At 67.1% G+C, this 593-nt stretch carries 1 protein-coding gene; it reads left to right on the top strand.

Translation table 11 applies throughout. The features are described 5' to 3' along the window. Positions 1-593 (top strand): MFS transporter (locus tag B2W22_RS12770; RefSeq protein WP_286937976.1); only part of this gene is annotated, 593 nt, incomplete at both ends.

The raw sequence follows: 593 nt of genomic DNA, 5'->3' as shown, positions 1-593 counted from the left end.
GCCCGCGCTGCTGGCGCTGCCGCTGTGGCTCAAGGCAGCGCAAGATCGCGTCAATGCGTCATCGCCCCGGCACCGCATGGCGCGCACGGCACCACGCAGCTTCTGGCGCAATCTGCGGGCGTGGGAACTGATGCTGTTCTTTGGCATCGGCACCGGCGCCTACACGCTGGTGCTGGCGTGGCTGCCGCCGTTCTACACCGGTCTCGGGTGGGAACCTTCCGCCGCCGGTTTTCTGCTGGGCGGCCTGACGCTGGCCGAGGTGATGGCGGGTCTGGCCGTGTCGGCGTGGATCGGCCGCTTGCAGGATCGCCGCAAGCCGCTGGCCGCCGTGCTGACCATTCTGATCTGCGGACTGACATGCCTGATCCTTGCCCCGCTCAAGTTGGCGCTGCTGGCGTGCCTGCTGCTTGGCATCGGAATCGGCGCGCTGTTTCCGTTGTCACTGATCGTGGCGATGGACCACCTGGACGATCCGGCACAAGCGGGCATGCTGGCGGCGTTCGTGCAAGGCGGCGGCTACTTGATTGCGAGCTTCATGCCATTGCTGGCGGGCATCCTGCGCGACCGGTTTTCCAGCCTGACCGAGGCCTGGA

The organism is Achromobacter sp. UBA4530, assembly GCF_002388205.1.
GTDB lineage: Bacteria > Pseudomonadota > Gammaproteobacteria > Burkholderiales > Burkholderiaceae_B > Achromobacter > Achromobacter animicus.
The sequence above is the reverse complement of the archived record's forward strand: the minus strand, read 5'-3'. Positions and strand labels throughout refer to the sequence as shown.